The following is a 16,208-nucleotide window of genomic DNA, read 5'->3' on the forward strand; positions in this document are numbered from 1 at the left end:
CCGACGCTGCACTTCGCCGGCCGTGGTCGCCCAGACTATCTCTTTCGGCGGCCTCCCACGTGCCACGGGCGATCACGACCCGTTGCGGAACGAGCCGCGGGGCACCGGCGGGGCTCTGGCAGGATCGGTGGACGTGATCGGAAGAACGGCGTTCAGCAGGCGCGCGGTGCTGCTGGCGACGGCCACGGCGCCGTTGGCAGTCGCGTGCACCACACCACCTCCCCCACCGCCGCCACCGGACCCGCTGGCGGAGTTGGTGAAGGCGGCGCGGTCGGACGCCGCGCTGGCCACGGCCGTCGGCGCGCCCGAGACGGCCGCGGCGCGCACCGAGCACGCGCAGCGGTTGCAGGCGGAGGTCGACCGGGCCACGCCGCGGGTGCCGGGCGCGTCGGTGCCGCCGTCGACGTCGGCTTCGGTGGCGCCGCCGGCGGGCGCGTCGCGGGAGGCGTTGGTGCCCGCGTTGCAGGCGGCGCAGAAGCAGGCGGGTGAGCTGGTGGCGTCGGTGGAGGCGCACCGGGTGGGGTTGGTCGCCTCGGTGGCGGCCGGGTGCGCGAGCCTGGTGGAGGCGCTGTCGTGAGCGTGGAGGCGGTGCAGGACGCGTTGGCCGCGGAGCACGCGGCGGTGTGGACGTACGGGTTGGTGAGCGCGTTCATCGCGGTGCCGCAGCTGTCGGCGGCGGTGGCGGACGGCGCCACGGCCCACCGGGCCCGGCGGGACGCGACGGAGCGGTGGTTGCGCGACGCCGGTGCCACGCCCCGACCTCCGGCGGCGGCCTACCTGCCGCCCCAGCCGGTGGACAGCGCGGCGTCGGCCGTGGCGGCGCTGATCGCCGTGGAGACGGATGCGTGCGTGGCGTGGCGCGGCGTGCTGGAGCGGACCGGTGACGCGGCGTTGCGGACGTCGGCGTTGGACGCGTTGACGGTGTCCGCGGTGCGGGCGACGCGGTGGCGGAAGGTAGCGGGGGTGACGCCGACCTCGATCGCGTTCCCGGGTGCCGGGGTCGGCTGATCAGGCGTTGAGGTCGGCGGCGAGGCGGAAGGCGTCGTTGCTGATCCGCTTCATCATCTGGATGTGCGCGGTCTCGTCGGGGCCGTGCTCGACCGAGTCCGACTCGATGATGATCACGTCGCGGTCCTGCTGGCGGGCGGCGAAGCCGCCGTTGGCCAGGGTGGTCAGGTTCGGCACCCGGACGGCGCCGTCCTTGACCAGGTCGTTGACGTTGCCGGTGCCGTCGCGGGTGGTCAGGTCCTTCAGCTTGGCGGCGTCCTCGGTCGTCTTCATCCGCACGATCGACACGGACGTGTAGACCTTCAACCCATCAGGCGTGGTCGTCGTGTACAGACCGCGAGTGAGCTGCTGGCACGGCGTGTTCGTGAGGAACGTCTTGGTCTGCCCGTAGGCGTGCGACGCGCAGTCGCTGTCCTTCAGCGGCTCGGGCACGTCCGGCGACGCGGTGAACGCGAACTCGCCCGCCGGGGCGGACGTGGTCGTCGGTGTGCCGGTCGGGGTGTTGTTCTTCGGCATCACGACCAGCCACACCAGCCCGGACACCACGGCCACGCCGAGCAGGCCGAGGCCCTTGAGCACCATCCCGCGCCGTGAGCGCGGCGCGGGGGCCGCGGGCCCGCGACGGGGCGGGGGCGGCGGCGAGCTCAGCAACGAGTCCAGCTGCCCGATCTCCGACCGCCACAGGGGCGCGGTGTCGGACGGCCGGATGGGCGGGATCCGCTGCGTCACCTCTTCGGGTGATTCGGGAGGAACCGACACAAAGACCCACGGTAACGGACGAGGGTCAGTCGAGCGCTCTGAGCACCTGATCGACATCGTCCACCGTGTTGTACAGGTGGAACGCCAGGCGGACGCGGCCGGCGCGCGTGCTGGAGCGCACGCGGGCCTGCGCGAGGCGGTCGGCGGGCAGGTCGAGGGACACGATCGCCGAGCCTCGCGGCGGCAGGCCGAGGCCGGTGAGCAGGGCGTCGGCCAGGGTGACGTTGTGGTCGCGGACCGCGGCCAGGTCGAGCGAGGCCAGGTAGGGCAGCGACACGGCGGCACCGAACTGGGCCAGCCAGACCGGGGAGAGGTCGAGGCGGCGGGCGTCGGGTGCCAGTCGGAGCGGCAGGCCGTAGACGGTGTCCCAGGGGTTGTCGCCGGCGTGCCAGTTCGCGGCGACAGGCACGGTGCGTTCCAGGGCGGATGGCGAACACGCGAGCCAGGCGCAGCCGCGGGGTGACATCAGGAACTTGTAGCCGATGGCCACGACCCAGTCGGCCCAGTGCAGGTCGAGGGGCATCCAGCCGACAGCCTGGGAGGCGTCCAGCAGCACGGGCACACCGGTGGCGCGCAGGCCGTCGAGGTCCACGATCCGGCCGTCCGCGGACTGCACGACGCTGACGGCGACGAGGTCGTGCCCGGGCGCTTCGGCCACGATGGCGTCGAGATCGACTTCGGTGACCCGCAGGCCGCGCGCGGCGAACGGGAACGTCAGGCTGGTGAACTCACCGCGGGCGACGAGGACGGAGGCGTCGGCGGGCAGACCGGCGGCGACCAGCGAGACGAGCTGGGAGGCGGAGGCGCCCATGGCGACGCGTTCGGACGGCACGCCGACGAGCCGGCCGAACGCCCGGCGCGCGGTGGTCGCGTGCTCGTCGGCGGCGCCCGGGCCGTCCGCGCCGACCGCCCACCGGCGCACGGCGTCCGCGACGGCCTCCGCGGTGGGAGTGGGCGGGACGCCGACGCTCGCGGTGTTCAGGTAGCCGAGGGGGACGTCGAAGGTCGAGCCGAAGGCGGAACGCATGGGATCATCACACGGTCCCGGCGACCCCGCCGTCCACCGATTTGCGGTTCTTGCGCCGGGCGTAGACCTGCTTGCGGGTCCGGGCGACGACCTCGCCCGAGGAGTCCACGACGTCGGTGGAGAACCAGAGCAGGGCCTTGTTGTCGTCCGCAGCTCGGGAACGCAGTTCGTCCAGGTGCTCGTCGGTCAGGTGGAACTCGGCGTGGACGGTGCCGCGGCCGGGCTTGACGAACTCGATCTCGCCCGCCCGGTCCCACACCAGGTGCTCGCGGCCGAGGTGGTGGAGCACGAGCAGCATCCAGAACGGGTCGGTCATCGCGAACAGCGAGCCGCCGAAGTGGGTGCCCACGTAGTTGCGGTTCCACCAGTGCAGCCGCATCCGGACCTTGACGTGGCGGTAGTCGTCGGACAGCTCGACCACGCGGATGCCGGCGAACAGGAACGGTGGCCACAGGTTCATGCCGCGGCGCAGACGGGATGCCTTCACGGCGGCTATGTTACCAGCGGGTAATGAGCGTTAGTGCAGGGTGATGACGTTCTTCGTCACCTTCGCGGCGGCGTCCGAGCAGAGGAACGCGATCACGCCCGCGACGTCCTCGGGCTGGGAGACGTCGTGCTCGGCGCGCACCGCGTCGTTCACCCAGCCCGTGTCGGTGACGCCCGGCTTGACCACGTTGGACGTGATGCCGTGCGGCCACAGCTCGGTGGCGGCGGACATGGCGTAGTTGTCCAGCGCCGCCTTCGCCGCGCCGTAGGACACCTCGCTGGGGAAGCCGAGCGGGCCGCCGGAGGTCAGGCCGACGATGCGGCCCCAGTTGCCGCCGCGGGCGATGTGGCGGCGGGCGAACTCGGCGATCAGCAGCGCGCCCGCGCGGGCGTCCACGGCGAACTGCGCGTCGAACGTCTGCGGCGTGACGGCTTGGAGCACCCGGCCGAACTGGTCGGTCTCCACGGCCAGGAACGTGTCCTGCACCCAGCTGGAGGCGTTGTTGACCAGGATGTCGACCGGGCCGAAGACCCGTTCCGCGGTGTCGAACAGCGTGGTGGGCGCCAGCGGGTCGGTGAGGTCGATCTCGAGCGCGTGCGCCCTGCCGCCCGCTTCGGTGATGGCGGCGACGACGTCGTCCGCGTCCGACTCGCGGGCGGTGAAGTACTCGCGCGGCAGGCTCGGGTCCGGCGCGGGCACGAACCGCAGGTACGTGATGAGGACGTTGACGCCCTGGGCCGCGAGGGCCTTGGCGGTCGCGGCGCCGATGCCCTGGTTGGCGCCGGTGACGATCGCGGTGTGGATCACGACGGCATCGTGCCCGACCGGGCGCCGGCGGCGCACGGCGTTTTAAGCTCTCCAGGCATGCGCAGCGAAGAGATCGAGGTCCGCACCGGCTCGACCGAGGTCGTCCACGACCTCACCCGCGCGTGCGAGGACTTCCTGGCCGATGTGGACGGCGACGGGCTGCTGCACGTCTGGGTGCCGCACGCGACCGCGGGCCTTGCGGTGCTGGAGACCGGCGCGGGCAGCGACGACGACCTGCTGGCCGCGTTGCGCGAGCTGCTGCCCGCCGACGGGCGGTGGCGGCACCGGCACGGGACCCCCGGTCACGGCCGTGACCACGTGCTCCCCGCGCTCGTGCCGCCCTACGCGACGATCCCGGTGCTAGGCGGTGTGCTGGCGCTGGGCACCTGGCAGTCCGTCTGCCTGGTCGACACCAACGTCGACAACCCCGTCCGCAAGGTCCGGTTCACCTTTCTTCCCGGGTAGCAGCAGCACGGCCAGGCCCGCGGCGGCGAGCCCCGCGAACACCCAGACCTGGGCGGTGTCCAACGACCCGCTGTGCAGCAGTACGCGCAGCCCTTCGGTGGAGAACCGGAACGGCGTCCACGACCACAGCAGGGTCCGGTAGACGGGGTCGATCAGCTCCGGCACCTGGCCCGCGACGGCGGGCGCCATCAGGTACAGCGGCCCGAGCACGGCCATCGCCCGGATGCCGAGCAGCCTCAGCAGCGCGCCTTGGACCAGCGCGAACGCCGCCCCGACCAGGGCGAGGTAGCCGAGCACGCCCGCGGTGAGCGGCAGGGACGAGTCCCAGAGGGCGAACAAGCCCGCCACCACGGCGACGCCGAGCACGGTCGTGGTGACGACGCCCGCCAGCCGGCCGAGCGCGGTCGCCTTGCGCGCCGCCAAGGTGAACGCCGCGCCGGCGACCAGGCCCGCGATCCACAGCAGCGCGGTCGCGGCCAGCGGCGCGGTGCGACCGGCGGCCGAGGACGGGTTGAGCGTCACGGTTCCGGCCCGCATGCCGGCGCCCTGGGCGACGCCGGACAGCACTTGCTGGGCGACCTGCGTGCCGGACGGGTTCACCGCGCCGGAGAGCACGACGGTAGCGCCGTCAGGCGCGAGTTCGAGCACTCCGTAGACCTCTTGGCGGGACAGGAGGTCCCTCGCCTCGTCGGGCGTGGCGACGCGCCAGGAGACCTCCGCCGTGGCACTGCCCGCGAGCTTGTCCGCGACGCCGCGCAGCGGTGGTGGCGCCTCGGCGTCGACAGCGACCGCGAGCGGAACCGCGTCCGGGTGGACCGTCGCCTGGACGCCGAACGTCAGCAGACCCAGGACGAGCGCGACCAACGCGCCCACGACGGCGGTGGCCACCGCGATGACCGACGACGGCCGGTCGTGCAGTGCGGCCATGGCGTCCTCCTCAGTAGTTCATCGTGTGTTGAATTAGAGGCTACGGCCGATCGGGCAACGAAGTCAACGCGTGCTGAATTAACGGAGCGGTCCTGGTCGGGACCCGCACCGGGTACGGTTTGGGCCGTGACATACCCAGGTGACGGGCAGTCCGGCTGGGGCGGCCAGCCCAACCAGGGCGACTGGGGCCGGCAGGACCAGGGCTACCCGCAGCAGGTCTACCCGCAGAACTACGGCGGCTCCTACGGCGGTCTCGGGGTGTTCTCCGGCGGCGACGAGCCGCCACCCCGGAAGAGCAAGACCAAGTTGTGGCTGGTGATCGGCGCCGTCGTCGTCGTGCTGGTCGGTGGCGGGGTGACCGCGTACGTGCTGACCCGACCGGACGACCAGGTCCCGATCGCGCAGAACACCCCCAGCAGCACGGCCACCACGACCAAGCCGTCCACCACGGCCAAGTCGACGCCGTCGAGCGCGCCGCCACCCAGCTGCGAGGCCGCGAAGCAGAGCTGGAACTGCCTGCCCGTCCCCTCACTGTCGTACAGCTACGACGTGCCCAAGGGCTGGTCGCCGGTGCCCGGTCCCGCGCCGGTCGAGGGCATGCCGGACGTGAAGCTGATCGGCCTGACCGTCACCGGCGCGTACGACTGCGGCGGCCGGGAGTTCACCCGCGGCGGCGCGGGCGGAGTCGTCGTGCCGCAGACCGACCTGACCGCGGTGGCCAAGGACTTCGCCCAGAAGCTCGCCACCCAGTACTACAAGTCCGCGCCGAAGTCCGAGGTCGAGCTCGGCGAGCCGAAGCCGGTGACGGTGGCGGGCAACATCGAAGGCGTGCAGGTCGACGCCGTCGCCACCACGTCCGGCGACGAGTGCCTGGCCACCAAGGGCGTGGTGAAGGTCCTGGTCCTGAAGGGCGACAAGGGCTTCCACGTGTTCATGGCCAACGGCGACCTCGAAGGCGGGCCGGCCGAGCCGAAACCGCCGACAGACGCCGACCTGCAGGCCATGGTCGACTCCGTGAAGCCGCTGAGCCGGTGACCTACACCGGGCTGGGCGTCTACCAGCAGCAACCGCCGAAGCCGCCGAACCGCGCGCCGCTGTGGATCGCGTTGGCCGTGGTCGCCGTGCTCGTCGTCGGCGGCGGCGTCACCGCGTTCGTGCTGCTGAACTCCGGTGACGACCGGGCCGCGCCACCGACGACCACGTCGACCACGTCCAGCCCCGAGCCGGACTGGCAGCCGGTGGACGACTCGCAGGCGGGCGTGGCGTACGAGCTGCCGCCCTCGTGGGAGTCCAGCGGCGCCGGTGCGTCCGGGCGGATCAGGCTGACCACGTCGTACGTGTCGCGGCCGTTCCAGTGCCAGGGGCGCAGCATGATCCAGGCGCAGGCGGCGGCCGGTTCGGTCATCGACGACGACCCGGAGCAGGTCGCCACCGAGCTGGTGAACCGGATCGCGGCGGGCGGGTACACGGTGAACGGCGCGGCGCCCGAGATCGGCGAGCCGCGGGTCGAGCCGACCGACGACGGGGTGCGGGTCAGCGTCGAGGTGACGCCGAAGTCGGCCAACGCCTGCTACGCGCCCAAGGCCACGGTCAGCGCCGTGGCGCTGCGCAACGGGTCCGAGGTGTCGGTGTTCGTGCTCAACGTCGCCGAGGGCGGGCCGCACGTGGCCGAGGGACCGTCCGAGGACGACGTGAAGCGCATCCTGGGGAGCGTGCGGCTGTCGTGAACACGTTGGTGCTGTGGGACATCGACCTGACGTTGATCGACGCGCGCGGCATCGGGCGCGACTGGTACCGCACCGCGTTCCGCGCGACGTCGGGCCTGGAGCTCGTGCGCATGCCCACCTTCCCCGGCCGCACCGAGCGCGCCATCACGCGGGAGCTGTTGACTGCGCACGACCTGGAGCCCACCGAGGAACTGGTCGCCCGGATGCACGCGGAGCTGATCGACGTGGCCACGCGCGAACGGGACCTGCTGCCGGCCCGGGGGCACGTGCTGCCGGGTGCCCTGGCGGCGCTGAAGGCGTTGGCGGAGCGCCAGGACGTCGTGCAGTCGCTGGTCACCGGCAACCTCGTGGAGATCGCCCGGTACAAGCTGGCCGCGTTCGGGTTGGACGAGCACCTGGACTTCGAGATCGGCGGCTACGGCTCGGTGTCCGAGCACCGGCCCGCGCTGGTGCTGGAGGCCGTGCGGCTCGCGACGGCCAAGCACACCCGCGAGTTCCGGTCGGTCGTCATCGGCGACACGCCGCACGACGTGGACGCCGCGCTGCACCACGGCGCCGTCGCCATCGGTGTCGCGACGGGCCGCAGCAGCGTCGCGGAACTGCGGGAGGCGGGCGCGCACGTCGTGCTGGAGGACCTGGCCGACACCGCGACGGTGCTACGGGCGGTGTTGAACTGAGTCCGGGCGGGCACGCGCGTGCCCGCCCGGGACGGCTCAGCCCTTGACGACGTCCAGCAGGTGCTGGACGGCGTTGTCGAGCGGCACCTCTTCGCGCTCGCCCGTGCGGCGGTCCTTGACCTCGACCAAGCCGTTCGCCAGGCCGCGGCCCACCACCAGGATCGTCGGCACGCCGATCAGCTCGGCGTCGGCGAACTTCACGCCCGGGCTCGCCTTGCGGTCGTCCAGCAGCACCTTCAGGCCCGCCTCGGACAGCTCGCCCGCGAGCTTCTCGCCGCCCGCGAGCAGCGTCTCGTCCTTGCCCGCCACGACCACGTGCACGTCGGCGGGCGCCACGTTGCGCGGCCAGATCAGGCCGCGGTCGTCGTGGCTCTGCTCGGCGATCGCGGCGACCAGGCGGGACACGCCGATGCCGTAGGAACCCATGGTGATCCGGATCGGCTTGCCGTCCGGGCCGAGCGCGTCCAGCGAGAACGCGTCCGCGTACTTGCGGCCCAGCTGGAAGATGTGCCCGATCTCGATGCCGCGCGCGGCGACCAGCACGCCCTTGCCGTCTGGCGACGTGTCGCCCTCGCGGACCTCGGCCACGTCGATCGTGCCGTCCGGGGTGAAGTCGCGGCCGCAGACCAGGTCCACCACGTGGTGGTCGGCCTTGTCCGCGCCGGTCACCCACGCCGTGCCGCGCACCACGCGCGGGTCGACCAGGTACTCGACCCCGTTGGCCTGCAGCGCGGCCGGGCCGATGTAGCCCTTGACCAGGAAGGGGTTGCGGGCGAAGTCCGCGTCCTCCAGCATCGCCACCTCGGCCGGCTCCAGCGCCGCTTCGAGGCGCTTGAGGTCGACCTCGCGGTCACCGGGCAGGCCGATGGCCAGCAGCGCCCAGTCCTTCTCGCCGGGCCGCTTGGTCTTCACCAGGACGTTCTTCAGGGTGTCCGCGGCGGTGAAGGTGCGGTCGGTGTTGGCGTTGAGGAAGTCCACCATCGTCTTGATGGTCGGCGTGTTCGGCGTGTGGTGGACCTGCGCCTCGGGCTTCGCCGCCGGGTCCTGCTCGGCGGGCGCGGGCGTGACCACGGCCTCCACGTTCGCCGCGTAGCCGGACTCCGTGCTGCGGACGAACGTGTCCTCGCCGGTCTCCGCGACGGCCAGGAACTCCTCCGACGCCGAACCGCCCATCGCGCCGGACGTGGCGGAGACGATCACGTACTCCAGGCCGAGCCGGTCGAAGATGCGGATGTAGGCCTCGCGGTGCTGCTGGTAGGACTGCGCCAGGCCCTCGTCGGCGAGGTCGAAGGAGTAGGAGTCCTTCATCAGGAACTCGCGGCCGCGCAGGATGCCCGCGCGGGGACGTGCCTCGTCGCGGTACTTGGTCTGGATCTGGTAGAGCGTGACCGGGTAGTCCTTGTAGGACGAGTACTCGCCCTTCACGGTGAGCGCGAACAGCTCCTCGTGGGTGGGGCCGAGCAGGTAGTCGGCGCCCTTGCGGTCCTTGAGGCGGAAGAGGTTGGGGCCGTACTCGGTCCACCGGTTCGTCGCCTCGTAGGGTTCCTTCGGCAGCAGCGCGGGGAACTGGATCTCCTGCGCGCCGAAGGCGTCCATCTCGTCGCGCACGACCTGCTCGATGTTGCGCAGCACCCGCAGCCCCAGCGGCAGCCACGAGTAACCGCCCGGCGCGACGCGGCGCACGTAGCCGGCGCGGACCAGCAGCTTGTGGCTGGGTACTTCGGCGTCGGCCGGGTCCTCGCGCAGGGTGCGCAGGAACAGCGACGACATCCTCGTGATCACGGTGGGCGCTCCTCGTGGGCGGGTTGTCCGGGAAAGGGTAGTGAACCGGGTCTGATCAGTTCCAACGGGTTACCGGTCGACGCGAGCGGCCGGAATTGTCGGTGGCCGGGTCTAACGTGCCGGGCCATGACCATCAGCATCGGCATGATCACCATCGACACGGCGGACCCGCGGCGGCTCGCGGACTTCTGGACCAAGGCGCTCGGCACGTCGATCCAGCACGACTGGGGCGAGTTCCTGGTCCTCGCCCCGACCGGCGAGGGCGCGCCGCAACTGGGCTTGCAACGCGTGGACGACCCGACACCGGGCAAGAACCGGGTGCACTTCGACTCCCACGTGGAGGACCGCGCGGCCGAGGTGGCGCGGCTGGTGGAGCTGGGCGCGACCGAGGTCGGCGAGCACACCGTCCCGGGCCTGGCCTGGACCGTCCTGGCCGATCCGGACGGCAACCAGTTCTGCGTCGGCCAGCCGAGCTGAGCTGGACGGGGCAGGGTGGGTCGGGTGAGCGCTGGGCGGGGTTCAGCGGTGGCCGGGGCGGGCGGGTCGGGTTCGGGCTGAGTCGGGCGCCGGAGGGTGCGGTCGGGGTGGGCGCATAGGCTTGGCCGTCGTGTTGGTACTGCTGCCCCCGTCCGAGACCAAGGCCCTCGGTGGGTCCGGTGCGCCGCTCGACCTCGACCTGCTCTCCCACCCGGAGCTCACGCCGGTGCGCGGCAAGCTGGTCGACGCCTTGGTCGACCTCGCCACCGATGTGCCCGCCAGCCTGGCCGTGCTCGGGTTGTCCGAACGGCAGGCCGGCGAGGTGGAGCGCAACGCCGAACTGCGCCGCTCGCCCACGCTGCCCGCGCTGGCCCGGTACACGGGGGTGCTGTACGACGCGTTGGCGCTCGAGGAGTTGACCAAGACCGAGAAGTCACGGGCCTTCGCCCGCCTCGCGGTGGCCTCGGCGCTGTTCGGCGTCGTCGGCGGCGGCGATCCGATCCCGGCCTACCGGCTGTCCGGCGGCAGCGTGCTGCCGTCAGTCGGGCCGCTCGGCGGGCTGTGGCGGCCCGCGCTCGAACCGGTGCTGGCGGCGGCCGACGAGTTCGTGGTCGACCTGCGGTCCAGCCCGTACACCTCGCTGGCCCGCATCCCCGGCGCCGCCGTGGTCCGCGTCGTCACCGAGGACGGCAAGGGGCGCCGCAACGCGGTCAGCCACTTCAACAAGGCGCACAAGGGTCGGCTCGCGCAGGCGATCGTCAAGTCGCGGTCCGAGCCCACCGACCTCAAGGGGCTGATCAGGGTCGCGGTCCGGGCCGGGCTGCGGGTCGAGCCGACCGGTCCGCGGACCGCCGACCTGATCGTCTGACGGTCCGCGCCTCACGCCGAACGCGCCGGGTGGACCGAACGCACGGCCACGGCCCGGTGGCGCCGGTCGGCGCGGTTCGGGGCCGAGTGCGCGGCGGTCGCCCGCAGGTCGGTCAGCACGCGCGGCACGTCGCGGTCCTCGGTGTCGGCACTGCCCGCCAGCCGGGAGCCGAGGTGGAGTTGTCGCTGGTGGTTGCGCTCCAAGCCGTAGACGACGAGGGCGACGACGGCCAGGGCGATGAGGATCGAAGTCATGGCACTAACTGTGCGATGCGCAAGAAACCGCCACAATTGGCAGTCTTGCCGTTGTGCGTCAAGATCCTGCCAAGTACCGTGGTGGCATGCTGCGCACCGTTGCCGCCGTCGTCATGGACGGCGTGGCGCCGTTCGAGTTCGGCGTGCTCTGCGAGGTCTTCGGCGTCGACCGCACCGACGACGGCGTGCCGCCGATCGACTTCCGGGTCTGCGCCGAGCGCCCCGGCGAGCCGCTGCGCACCAGCATCGGCGTGTCCCTGACCCCCGAGCACGGCCTCGACGCGCTGGTGGACGCCGACCTGGTCGCGGTGGCCGCGGTGACGAACCGGCGGGAGTACCCGCCCCAGCTGCTCGAAGCCATCCGCGAAGCCCACCGGCGGGGCAGCACGTTGCTGTCGGTGTGCACCGGCGCGTTCGTGCTCGGCGCCGCCGGCCTGCTGGAAGGCCGCCGCTGCACCACCCACTGGCACCACGCCGCCGCGCTCGCCGAGCGCTTCCCCGACGCCAAGGTCGACCCGGACGTGCTGTTCGTGGACGACGGCGACATCGTGACCAGCGCGGGCACGGCCGCGGGCATCGACGCGTGCCTGCACGTGGTCCGCCGCGAGTTCGGCGCGGCCGTCACGGCGACCATCGCGCGCCGCATGGTCGTCGCGCCCCAGCGCGAGGGCGGTCAGCGCCAGTTCGTCGCGCTGCCCACGCCGCCGAACCAGGCCGACAGCCTCCAGCCGCTGCTGGCGTGGCTGCAGGACCGGCTCGACGCCGAGCACACCGTCACGAGCCTGGCCGAGCGCGCGAACATGTCGGAGCGCACGTTCGCCCGCCGCTTCGCCGCCGAGACCGGCACGACACCGCACCGCTGGCTCACCACCCAACGGGTCCTGCGCGCACGCCAGCTCCTGGAGGAGACGCGGCTCACCGTGGAGGACGTGGCGCACCGGTGCGGCTTCGGCACGGCCGCGTTGCTGCGCCACCACTTCACCGCCGTGGTGGGTGTTCCCCCAAAGGATTACCGACGCTCGTTTTCACACCGCTGACCGCCATTTGCGTGACGGAGCGTCCGGAATTTGTCACCTGTCGTGAGGGTGATGACAGAATGCCCGGGTGACCACCGACACACCCGATGACGCCTCTGGCAGGACGTTCCCGGCACCGGTCACCCCCGCCCAGCTGAGGGGGGCCACCGAGGACCTGCGGACCGACGCGCTCGACGCGCCGGAGGCGTTGAAGCGGGTGTGGTCCGGGCTGTGCCTGGCGCGACTGCTCGGCCTGCGCCTGGCCCTGGCCGACCGGACGTGGCAGCAGCGGCAGATCAACGCGGAGTCGTTGGAGCACCAGCTCGCGCACGACCTGGGCACCTCGGCGACGTTCGCGGACACCGCGCTCACCCTGCCGGACACCGCGACGCCGACCCCCCTCCGGCCGGACGAGGTGAACGACGCCGTGGACGCGTTGGTTGACTTCAGCGGCACGGCCCGGGAGCGGATGCTGGCCGTCGCGCCGCGCGCCTCGCAGTGGCACGACGAACGCGTGCTGCGGCACGACTCGCTGGTGATCCGCCGGCTGGCGGCGGCCTGGCAGGGCGAGCTCGCCGGCTACCGCCTGGAGTCGCGATAAATCGGTTGCGCCCGCGCGGCGGGGAAGGGCAGCCTGTGCCCGTACGCGCAGAGCGCCGGTGGTGGCAGACCACGGCGGAGTCGAGGAGGTGCCAGATGGCGACAGCTGTCCGGGACGTGGCACCGACCCGTCCGCTCGCCCCGCTCGCCTGACGCGAACCCGCGCGAAGGACCACACCGCGCCGGGTGGGGGCGATCACTCCCACTTCACCTGGAGCTCATCCAGTGCGCGAGCACGATCAGTACACCGATCTCGAAGCCGATTTCGACCACGCCGACGACCTCAAGTGGCGTGCCAAGAAAGCCAAGAAGGCCTCCGCCCGCACCGACGGCGACGTCGAGCCGGGCCGTCGCGGCCGGCTCACCGAGGAGGCCAAGGACCGCCTCGCCCAGATGCGGGAGGACGCCGTCGCGGCGGACGTCCCGGAGGACGGCGACCGCTGGTCCACCTGGGGCGATGCCGACCAGGGGCCGAAACCGCACCCGGAGTGGCTGGTCACGGACCTGTCCGCGGTGGACCGCGAGCTGGGGATCGTGAAGACCGGCAAGGAGGCGGACGTCTTCCTGCTGGAACGAGCGCTGCCCGGCACCGACCGGTCGTGCCTGCTGGCCGCGAAGCGGTACCGCAGCAACGACCACCGGCTGTTCCACCGGGACGCGGGCTACCTCGAAGGCCGCCGCATGCGGCGGTCCCGGGAGATGCGCGCGATGACCAACCGCAGCGCGTTCGGCCGCAACCTCATCGCCGAGCGGTGGGCCGTGGCCGAGTTCGCCGCGCTGGCGACGCTGTGGCAGTTGGGCGCACCCGTGCCCTATCCGGTGCAGCGCGACGGCACCGAACTGCTGCTGGAGTTCGTCGGCACGGACGGCGCGGCGGCGCCGAGGCTGGCGCAGCTGCGGCCGGAGCCGGACGAGCTGCTCGACCTGTGGCGGCAACTGGTGGACGCGCTGGGCGTGATGGCGTCCGCCGGGATGGCGCACGGCGACCTGTCCGCGTTCAACCTGATGGTGCACGACGGTCGGCTGGTCGTGATCGACCTGCCACAGGTGGTGGACCTGGTGGCGAACCCGCGCGGACCGGAGTTCCTGGAACGGGACGTGCGCAACGTGGCCGGCTGGTTCACCGCGCGCGGCCTCGCGCCGGAGCTGGCGGAGCCGCACGGCGTCACCGAGATGCTGCTCGACGTGGCCGGTCTGCGCTGAGAGGACCGGTCTCGGTGACCACTTCGGGGTCGCACACCCCGAAGTGGTCACCGCGCGGATTCGCGGTTGCTCCGTTCAGTTGGTGCGCACTGCGTCGGACTGCTGGCGGGAGGTACGTTCGTCTGTCTTGTGACGTGCACTTTTGCGGTTCTCGGCTATCCTCGGCACGGCACCCGCGATCGTCCGGTCGACCACCCGTGTGCGCGAGAACACCGCCGGGATGACGAACTCCGGCGCGTGATCAGCTAGACTGAGTGGTGCACCGCCCGGTGGCGCCACTGAGCGCCCCAGGCTGCCAGGGTGGCCGGTGGTGCTTCCCAACCACTATCGGCGCGATCCGCGCGCCGGGCCCGTCCCCGCGATCGCGCCTGCTCAAGCAGAGCAATCCTCGAGACGTGCCGTGTCCCGGAGGTTTGTTTTGCCGACAATGTCCCAAGGCCGTTCCGAGCGCCCGCAGTTCCGCAAGCCCCGCAGTAACCGGCGCCCAGGCCAGGGCAACCGTCGTCCCGCTCCCAGCGCGGAGCTGACGACCACCATCCCCGAACACGTCGAGAGCACGATGCCCGAGGGCCCGCTGCCCTCGTTCGCCGAGCTGGGCCTGTCCGACGAGCTGCTGCGCGCGCTCGAGCAGGCGGGCATCACCGAGCCGTTCCCCATCCAGGCCGCCACGCTGCCGGACGCCATGGCGGGTCGTGACCTCCTCGGCCGCGGCCAGACCGGCTCCGGCAAGACGCTGGCGTTCGGCCTGGCGCTGCTGTCCCGCCTGACCGGTGGTCGGGCCAAGCCGCTCAAGCCGCGCGCGCTCGTGCTCGTGCCCACCCGTGAGCTGGCGATGCAGGTCGAGGAAGCCCTCAGCCCGTTCGCCCGTTCGCTGGGCCTGTGGTGCCGCACGGTCGTCGGCGGCACGTCGTTCCCGCGTCAGGTCGACGCGCTGCGCCGTGGTGTCGACCTGCTGATCGCCACCCCGGGTCGGCTCTCCGACCACGTGCGGCAGGGCACGGCCGACCTGTCCGAGGTCATGTTCACCGCGTTGGACGAGGCCGACCAGATGGCGGACATGGGCTTCATGCCGCAGGTCCGGGCGATCCTCGACCTGACGCCGCAGAACGGCCAGCGGCTGCTGTTCTCCGCCACGCTCGACGGCGACGTGGACAAGCTCGTCCGCCAGTACCTGCACGACCCGGTGGTCCACTCGGTCTCGCCGCCCACGGGCAGCGTCACCACGATGGAGCACCACCTGCTGTTCGTGTCCGCCGAGGACAAGCAGAACGTGGTCACCGAGGTCGCCGCGCGCGAGGGTCGCACGATCATGTTCGTGCGCACCAAGCACCACGTGGACCGGTTGGCCAAGAAGCTGCGGTCGATGGGCGTGCACGCCGGTGCGTTGCACGGCGGGAAGGCGCAGAGCGCGCGCACACGTGTCCTGGGCCAGTTCCGCGAGGGCTCCATGCCGGTGCTGATCGCGACCGACGTGGCGGCGCGCGGCATCCACGTGGACGACGTGAGCCTCGTGGTCCACGTCGACCCGCCCGCCGACCCGAAGGACTACCTGCACCGCGCCGGCCGCACCGCGCGGGCCGGCCAGTCGGGCACGGTCGTCACGCTGGTCACGCACGACCAGCGGCGCACCGTGCAGGGCCTGACCGCGCGCGCGGGCGTCCGACCGACGTCCACCAAGGTCCGTCCCGGCGACGAGGAACTGGTCCGCATCACGGGCGCCCGCGTGCCCAGCGGCATCCCGGTCGCCGAGCCGGAGGTCCCGGTGCGCGCCCGTCGTGGTGGCGGCGGCGGCGGTGGCCCTCGCCGCAGCGGCGGCGGCAGCGGTGGTGGCTTCGGCGGCTTCCGCGGCGGCCGTTCCGAGCGGGACCGCGGCAGCTCGGGCCGCCCCCGCCGGGTGGCACAGCACTAGTCCACAGCTGACCGCCGCACCGGCCTCTGACACCCGAAATTGTCAGACCCTTGTGGCAGCATGAAAGCAGGGGTCCCCTTTGCCGGGGACCTCTGCTTTTGCGTTCCCCCGAGCCTTCGCCTCGACCGCGCGTCGCGCACGGCGGGCAGGTCGTCGGGGCACCCCCGGGTCGGACGTGGGACCGCGACAACGCGGCCGATCAAACTCGGCCAGGC

19 protein-coding genes are annotated in these 16,208 nt (G+C 72.3%); 12 read left to right on the top strand and 7 right to left on the bottom strand.

The features are described from left to right. Nucleotides 1–133 precede the first annotated feature (133 nt). Entirely contained in the window at nucleotides 134–577 is a 444-nt protein-coding gene (locus B0I31_RS40315; RefSeq protein ID WP_245949583.1) for a hypothetical protein, read from the top strand. After that, nucleotides 574–1,008 carry a ferritin-like domain-containing protein gene (locus B0I31_RS40320; protein ID WP_245949584.1) on the top strand — a complete coding sequence of 145 codons (435 nt, stop codon included), beginning with the start codon at nucleotides 574–576 and terminating at the stop codon, nucleotides 1,006–1,008. Before B0I31_RS40315 ends, B0I31_RS40320 begins: the two co-directional genes overlap by 4 nt. Here the strand turns inward: B0I31_RS40320 and B0I31_RS01545 are convergent, their stop codons facing one another. From B0I31_RS01545 to B0I31_RS01560, 4 genes are read right to left on the bottom strand one after another with little or no spacing between them, the layout of a single operon-like run. Further along, nucleotides 1,009–1,767, bottom strand: a complete 759-nt coding sequence (locus B0I31_RS01545; RefSeq protein ID WP_146173703.1) for a hypothetical protein — start codon at nucleotides 1,765–1,767, stop codon at nucleotides 1,009–1,011. Nucleotides 1,768–1,792: 25 nt separating this feature from the next. After that, the gene (locus tag B0I31_RS01550; RefSeq protein WP_106613475.1) at nucleotides 1,793–2,794 is read right to left on the bottom strand and encodes an aminotransferase class V-fold PLP-dependent enzyme; all 1,002 of its coding nucleotides are present in this window, start codon (nucleotides 2,792–2,794) and stop codon (nucleotides 1,793–1,795) included. A 7-nt stretch (nucleotides 2,795–2,801) separates the two neighbouring features. After that, nucleotides 2,802–3,281: a DUF4442 domain-containing protein gene (locus B0I31_RS01555; protein ID WP_106613476.1), complete on the bottom strand. Its 480-nt coding sequence runs from the start codon at nucleotides 3,279–3,281 to the stop codon at nucleotides 2,802–2,804. Nucleotides 3,282–3,311: 30 nt separating this feature from the next. After that, nucleotides 3,312–4,088 (bottom strand): SDR family oxidoreductase, encoded by a 777-nt coding sequence (locus B0I31_RS01560; RefSeq protein WP_106613974.1) that lies wholly within the window; start codon nucleotides 4,086–4,088, stop codon nucleotides 3,312–3,314. A 57-nt stretch (nucleotides 4,089–4,145) separates the two neighbouring features. On the opposite strand from B0I31_RS01560, the gene B0I31_RS01565 reads away from it, so the two are divergent. Continuing rightward, nucleotides 4,146–4,553: a YjbQ family protein gene (locus B0I31_RS01565; RefSeq protein WP_073899510.1), complete on the top strand. Its 408-nt coding sequence runs from the start codon at nucleotides 4,146–4,148 to the stop codon at nucleotides 4,551–4,553. Here the strand turns inward: B0I31_RS01565 and B0I31_RS01570 are convergent. Next, nucleotides 4,449–5,480, bottom strand: coding sequence for a YhgE/Pip domain-containing protein (locus B0I31_RS01570; protein WP_106613477.1), 1,032 nt, complete (start codon nucleotides 5,478–5,480; stop codon nucleotides 4,449–4,451). The genes B0I31_RS01565 and B0I31_RS01570 overlap by 105 nt on opposite strands. A 126-nt stretch (nucleotides 5,481–5,606) precedes the next feature. Between B0I31_RS01570 and B0I31_RS01575 the strand changes: the two genes are divergently transcribed. From B0I31_RS01575 to B0I31_RS01585, 3 genes are read left to right on the top strand one after another with little or no spacing between them, the layout of a single operon-like run. After that, nucleotides 5,607–6,515 carry a DUF8017 domain-containing protein gene (locus B0I31_RS01575; protein ID WP_106613478.1) on the top strand — a complete coding sequence of 303 codons (909 nt, stop codon included), beginning with the start codon at nucleotides 5,607–5,609 and terminating at the stop codon, nucleotides 6,513–6,515. Further along, nucleotides 6,512–7,207 (top strand): DUF8017 domain-containing protein, encoded by a 696-nt coding sequence (locus B0I31_RS01580; protein WP_106613479.1) that lies wholly within the window; start codon nucleotides 6,512–6,514, stop codon nucleotides 7,205–7,207. The genes B0I31_RS01575 and B0I31_RS01580 overlap by 4 nt, the downstream gene beginning before the upstream one ends. After that, the gene (locus tag B0I31_RS01585) at nucleotides 7,204–7,884 is read left to right on the top strand and encodes an HAD family hydrolase (protein WP_106613480.1); all 681 of its coding nucleotides are present in this window, start codon (nucleotides 7,204–7,206) and stop codon (nucleotides 7,882–7,884) included. The genes B0I31_RS01580 and B0I31_RS01585 overlap by 4 nt, the downstream gene beginning before the upstream one ends. Before the next feature lie 36 nt (nucleotides 7,885–7,920). On the opposite strand, the gene B0I31_RS01590 is transcribed toward B0I31_RS01585, so the two are convergent. Next, nucleotides 7,921–9,666: a proline--tRNA ligase gene (locus B0I31_RS01590; RefSeq protein ID WP_106613481.1), complete on the bottom strand. Its 1,746-nt coding sequence runs from the start codon at nucleotides 9,664–9,666 to the stop codon at nucleotides 7,921–7,923. A 126-nt stretch (nucleotides 9,667–9,792) separates the two neighbouring features. Here B0I31_RS01590 and B0I31_RS01595 point away from each other — a divergent pair, with 126 nt between their 5' ends. Further along, nucleotides 9,793–10,143, top strand: a complete 351-nt coding sequence (locus B0I31_RS01595; protein ID WP_106613482.1) for a VOC family protein — start codon at nucleotides 9,793–9,795, stop codon at nucleotides 10,141–10,143. 130 nt (nucleotides 10,144–10,273) lie between these two features. Next, complete coding sequence (yaaA, locus tag B0I31_RS01600) at nucleotides 10,274–11,011, top strand: peroxide stress protein YaaA (RefSeq protein ID WP_106613975.1); 738 nt, start codon at nucleotides 10,274–10,276, stop codon at nucleotides 11,009–11,011. 11 nt (nucleotides 11,012–11,022) lie between these two features. Here the strand turns inward: yaaA and B0I31_RS01605 are convergent, their stop codons facing one another. Continuing rightward, nucleotides 11,023–11,265, bottom strand: coding sequence for a hypothetical protein (locus B0I31_RS01605; protein ID WP_106613483.1), 243 nt, complete (start codon nucleotides 11,263–11,265; stop codon nucleotides 11,023–11,025). Nucleotides 11,266–11,351: 86 nt separating this feature from the next. Here B0I31_RS01605 and B0I31_RS01610 point away from each other — a divergent pair, with 86 nt between their 5' ends. From B0I31_RS01610 to B0I31_RS01625, 4 genes are all read left to right on the top strand, one after another. Beyond that, nucleotides 11,352–12,302: a GlxA family transcriptional regulator gene (locus B0I31_RS01610; protein ID WP_106613484.1), complete on the top strand. Its 951-nt coding sequence runs from the start codon at nucleotides 11,352–11,354 to the stop codon at nucleotides 12,300–12,302. Between the two features lie 67 nt (nucleotides 12,303–12,369). Further along, entirely contained in the window at nucleotides 12,370–12,882 is a 513-nt protein-coding gene (locus tag B0I31_RS01615) for a hypothetical protein (protein ID WP_106613485.1), read from the top strand. A 224-nt stretch (nucleotides 12,883–13,106) separates the two neighbouring features. After that, complete coding sequence (locus tag B0I31_RS01620) at nucleotides 13,107–14,084, top strand: serine protein kinase RIO (RefSeq protein WP_106613486.1); 978 nt, start codon at nucleotides 13,107–13,109, stop codon at nucleotides 14,082–14,084. A gap of 427 nt (nucleotides 14,085–14,511) precedes the next feature. Beyond that, a complete protein-coding gene (locus B0I31_RS01625; RefSeq protein ID WP_425444338.1) occupies nucleotides 14,512–15,993 on the top strand; it encodes a DEAD/DEAH box helicase in 1,482 nt (493 codons plus the stop codon). The last annotated feature ends 215 nt before the right edge of the window (nucleotides 15,994–16,208 follow it).

The sequence above is a fragment of the Saccharothrix carnea genome (assembly GCF_003014735.1).
Lineage (GTDB): Bacteria > Actinomycetota > Actinomycetes > Mycobacteriales > Pseudonocardiaceae > Actinosynnema > Actinosynnema carneum.